General features: G+C 67.0%; 6 protein-coding genes. 2 read left to right on the plus strand and 4 right to left on the minus strand.

The features are described from left to right. Window positions 1-90: 90 nt before the first annotated feature. Together ACIQ2E_RS12875 and ACIQ2E_RS12880 are read right to left on the minus strand one after the other, a co-directional pair. The gene (locus ACIQ2E_RS12875) at window positions 91-477 is read right to left on the minus strand and encodes a DUF4346 domain-containing protein (protein ID WP_398331229.1); all 387 of its coding nucleotides are present in this window, start codon (window positions 475-477) and stop codon (window positions 91-93) included. Between the two features lie 23 nt (window positions 478-500). Continuing rightward, on the minus strand, window positions 501-1,685 hold the full coding sequence (locus tag ACIQ2E_RS12880; RefSeq protein WP_398331232.1) for a GNAT family N-acetyltransferase: 1,185 nt from the start codon (window positions 1,683-1,685) through the stop codon (window positions 501-503). On the opposite strand from ACIQ2E_RS12880, the gene ACIQ2E_RS12885 reads away from it, so the two are divergent. Next, complete coding sequence (locus ACIQ2E_RS12885) at window positions 1,659-2,156, plus strand: hypothetical protein (RefSeq protein ID WP_398331235.1); 498 nt, start codon at window positions 1,659-1,661, stop codon at window positions 2,154-2,156. The two genes, ACIQ2E_RS12880 and ACIQ2E_RS12885, sit on opposite strands and share 27 nt — an antisense overlap. On the opposite strand, the gene ACIQ2E_RS12890 is transcribed toward ACIQ2E_RS12885, so the two are convergent. Next, window positions 2,146-2,787 (minus strand): RibD family protein, encoded by a 642-nt coding sequence (locus ACIQ2E_RS12890; protein WP_398331238.1) that lies wholly within the window; start codon window positions 2,785-2,787, stop codon window positions 2,146-2,148. The genes ACIQ2E_RS12885 and ACIQ2E_RS12890 overlap by 11 nt on opposite strands. Further along, window positions 2,774-3,646: a 6-carboxytetrahydropterin synthase gene (locus ACIQ2E_RS12895; protein WP_398331244.1), complete on the minus strand. Its 873-nt coding sequence runs from the start codon at window positions 3,644-3,646 to the stop codon at window positions 2,774-2,776. Before ACIQ2E_RS12895 ends, ACIQ2E_RS12890 begins: the two co-directional genes overlap by 14 nt. A gap of 164 nt (window positions 3,647-3,810) precedes the next feature. On the opposite strand from ACIQ2E_RS12895, the gene ACIQ2E_RS12900 reads away from it, so the two are divergent. Beyond that, window positions 3,811-4,297 (plus strand): shikimate kinase (locus tag ACIQ2E_RS12900; RefSeq protein ID WP_398331241.1); only part of this gene is annotated, 487 nt, incomplete at its 3' end.

Here is a 4,297-nt window from a genome sequence, read left to right on the forward strand (position 1 = left end):
ACTGGCCTGTTTGCCACCAGAGCCCCCGTCCACACCGGCTTCACCCGCCCGCGAGCTGCAGCCGGTCTGATCCATCCGGCCCAGCAGCTCTCAGTCCTGGATGTAGGAGCTGCCTTCCTCGAGGCAACGCTCCGCTTTCTGCAGTTCACGGCCCAGATAGAGGGCGTGATCAAGGCAACTGATCGGGTGGGGGCCCTCGCCCTCGGTGAGGGCCATGCCCAGCTCCTTGGCCGAACGGCCGCGGAAGATCTTCAGCGGCGAACGCAGCCCGCCGCCGCGGCAGCTGATCACTTCACCGGTGGCGGGATCGGTAGCGAGGCCCCGCTCATCAATGCCGTTGCCGTAGTGCTCAGCGATCAACTCGCCCGCCTCGAGGTCGAGCTTGATCAAGAAATAACCAGCGGGATCCAGGGCGATGAAGCGCTGCGACAACTGCTCATCGAGGCTGCGGCGCTGCTCCGCTGAAAAGCTCGTCATCGAATGCTCGCCATTAGCGGATGCTACGCAGCCGAGCTGAGCAGATCTGAGGTGCTGGCCTTGAAGGGAAGCTCGGCGTTGATCGCCTCAATCTGTTCGAGCTGCTCGGCATTGGCTTCCGGCAGCCAGCGGCGCGCGATCGCCTCAAAGCGTGGGTGATACCAGCGGTGCAGGGAGGCGTGGGGGCGGGCCAGAAAGCCGCGGCGGCGTTTGTGGCTGCCGCCGGCACCGGGATCGAACTGCTGGATGCCGCGGCTAATCGCCCATTCGATCGGGGCGTAGTAGCAAACCTCGAAATGGAGGTTGTCGATCTCCTCATCGCTGCCCCAGTAGCGGCCCCAGAGCTGGCTAGCGCTGTGCACACACAGCGACATCGCCACCGGTTGCTCGGGATCGCCGCGGTGGGCGCTGAACAGCACCAGGTGCTGGCGCAACTCCGCGGCGGCGTGATCGAAAAAAGCTTCGGTGAGGTATTTGCTGCCCCAGGGACCCCAACGGGCGCAATGCTGCTCATAGAAGCCGTGCATGCGGCTGAGCAACGCGGAAGTGATCGTTTCTCCAACCACTGGAGTCACCTGCAGGCCAGCGGCCTGCACGGCCTTGCGCTCGCGTTTGATGTTGCGGCGCTGGTTGGCGTTGAAGCTGCTGAGGTAGGCCTCGAAATCGGTGTAGCCCTGGTTGCTCCACAGGCTCTGCTGATTCAGCCAGGTGGCGCACCCCGCCGCTTCCGCCAGCGGCTGCCAGGCCGGATCCACATACAGGAAGTTGCAGCTGAAGATCTGATGCTCGCGGCAAAAGGCATCGATCAGCTCGAGCATCAACTCCGTGAGAGCGGCAGGGTCTTCACCGGGAGCCGTGAAAAAGCGATAGCCCAGCACCGGGCTCACCGGGCTCATGCCCAGCAGCTTGGGGTAGTAGCGCTGACCCAGCTGCGCCGCCAGCTGGGCGAACGACTGATCAAACACAAACTCGCCGTAGCTATGGCCCTTGAGATAAAGGGGAGCGGCTGCGATCAGACGTTCGCCCTCCCATACGCCGAGATGGCAGGGCTGCCAGCCCTGTCTGGGCACCACACTTCCACTGCACTCCAGCCCCACCAGCCACGACCAGGAGTAAAAGGGAAGGGATTCCGCCGCTACCAAGGCATGCCATTGCGCCTCGGGGATCTCCGCCAGGGCGCGGTGCCAACGGGCCGTGAGCTCTGCCATCAACGCTGGGCGGCACTGCGCGGTGGGCTGGCCAAGCTAGGCACGGCGCGGCTGGCGGCGACGTTCGCCGGGTTGAGCCTGCTCAGCGGCCATGGGGCCATCGCCCAGGCCGGGCTGCTGGGGCCGCTGCTGAACCTGATGCGGCCCCAGCTGGAAGCGCGCATCACCAGCGCCTGTCAGCAGTGGGCCAGCGGCGGTGATCGCAGCCTGGAAGAGCGCATGGCACCGCCCTGCCGGGCCCTGGCCGGCCCCACCAGCCGCTGCCTGATCGAGGAAACCGAGCGCAGCGGCCGCAGCTTCGGGGTGATGACGGAGCTGCTGGCGGGGCACTTCGGTGACGACAGCGAGGTGGTGGTGAAACGCTGCGCGGGGCGGCTGCTGGGTCTACCAGCCGAGAGCTTCATGGATGTGCCGATCCGCGATCTCGCGCGGCGCTTCAAAGCCGCGGCAGCGCCGGCCCTCAATCCCTGAGGAAGCGATAGCGCAGCAGCAGCTCATCGCCCTCGAGCGGGCGTTGCTCCTGCAACAGCCAGCGATTGGGATCCAGGCGCACCCCGTTGGGTAGCCAGCTGTGGGGCCCACCCAGCAGCAGCGGGCAAAGGGTGAGCTGCAGCTCCTCCACCAACTGCTCCTGCAGCAGCGCACCAGCCAGCTCAGCGCCGCCCAGCAGCACCAAACGCTGCAGGCCCTGGGCAGCCAGTGCCATCAGGGCTTCGGGCCAGGCCCCCAGGGGGATCGCGGCGTGAAAACCTGTGGGTGGCACCTTCAGGCCTGGCCCCAGCAGCCAGCGCTGCAGCGGCTGACTGAAAAAGCGCAGCTGGGGATCGAAGCTACCGCCGCGGCTCACCACCACAGCTGCCGGCTGATCCGGCCGCTCCTCGCGGCGGCGCTGAGCCAGCAGAGGCGCCGCATGAATCACACAGGTGCTGCCGTGCAAGCGCAGCGTGCGGCCGCCAATCAGGCAGGCATCGGCCCAGGCAAGGGCCTCCTCCAACACCTGGCGATCGCCGCTGCCACCGATCTGGGCAGCCCCACCACCGGGCGGCGCAAGGCGGCCATCGAGGCTGACCGCCAGCACCAGGCGCAGCTCAGGCGCTGGCAAGGGCCTCAAGGGCCTGGGGCTGCATGCCGAGAGCCGGCACCTCGGCAAACACCTCGGCGGCATTGTTGGGGCTTTCCTGCAGGCGCACCTTGTGCAGGCTGGCGCCGAGGCCAGCAATCGGAGCGCTGAGCAGATCGGCGATGTGCAGGGCGATGTTCTCGGCCGTGGGCACGGTGGTGGAGAAGTGGGCCACGTCCTTGTTGAGGAAGGTGTGGTCGAAGGGCTCAACCACCAGGTCGTCCACCAGGCCCTGCAGTGCCGCCAGATCACACACCATGCCAGTGCGGGGATCGATGGCGCCGCGCACGCTCACCTCGAGCATGTAGTTGTGGCCGTGGCCGTGGGGTCGGGCGCACTTGCCGTAAATCGCGTCGTTTTCCTCGGGGCTCAGCTCTGGCCGTGCCAGACGGTGGGCCGCGGCGAAGTGGGTCTTGATGGTGAGGAACGCTTCCATGGAATCGCCGAGCACATCGGCCCAGAGTTTGTCGGTTTCGTAAAGGCGCAGCCCCATCAGGGGCAGGTGGGGCTGGAGACGGCGCCAGATCGCCAGGGTGAGGGCTTCAGTGGTAGGCAGCATGCCGCCGCTCTGCTGCAGATCGAACTCCGGCCAGGCCTCATTCAGAAAGCGGAAGTCGAGCTGGCCGGTGACCTGTTCACGGATGGCGTGTTTCACATCCGAAAGGTTGAGCACCATGCCATCGGCATCGAGCGGACCGCCCATGGCCACGATCAGCTCGTAGTTATGGCCGTGGCCCGGCGCCAGGCTGCAGGGGCCGAAGCGGGCCTGGTTCTCCTCAGCGCTGAGTTCGGGCAGCCAGTAGCGGTGGCTGGCACTGAAACAGGCGCGGCGGGTGATCACACAGCCCCGGCCCTGGCCATGGGCGGTGTGGCCGCGCGGAAAGGCTGCTGCAGGAACGGCGGGCACCGGGCTCGCCGGAGGCGCCGCCACGGGGGGCGGAGTCATAGCTGCATCAAGCAAGGCCGCATCCTAGGAATGTGAACCGCTGCGCTGCCTCAGCACCGATGGCCCACCCGCATGCCGCCCTGCGCCAGCGCCTGGAGGGGCTCAACCTCTATCTAGTGGGGATGATGGGCAGCGGTAAGAGCACCGCCGGCCGGCACCTGGCCGAACTGCTCGGGTACCGCTTTCTCGATGCCGACAGCAGCATCGAGCAGGTTGCCGGCCGCAGCATCCCGGAGCTGTTCGCCAGCGAGGGCGAATCGGGCTTTCGTGCACTGGAAGCCGCCGTGCTCAATCAGATCGCCAGCTGGCATTCGCTGGTGGTGGCCACCGGCGGCGGCGTGGTGACCCGCCCGGAGAACTGGGGCCAGCTGCACCAGGGGGTGGTGATCTGGCTGGATGCCCCCGATGCCCTGCTGCTGGAGCGGCTGAGCAGCGATCCCACCCCGCGGCCCCTGCTGCAGGCCGAGGATCCAGCTGCGCGCCTGGCGGCCCTGCTGGCCGAGCGCAAACCGCTCTATGCCCAGGCCGATCTGCACATCCTTCAAG

Origin of the sequence: Vulcanococcus sp. (genome assembly GCF_044369115.1) — a bacterium.
GTDB lineage: Bacteria > Cyanobacteriota > Cyanobacteriia > PCC-6307 > Cyanobiaceae > Vulcanococcus.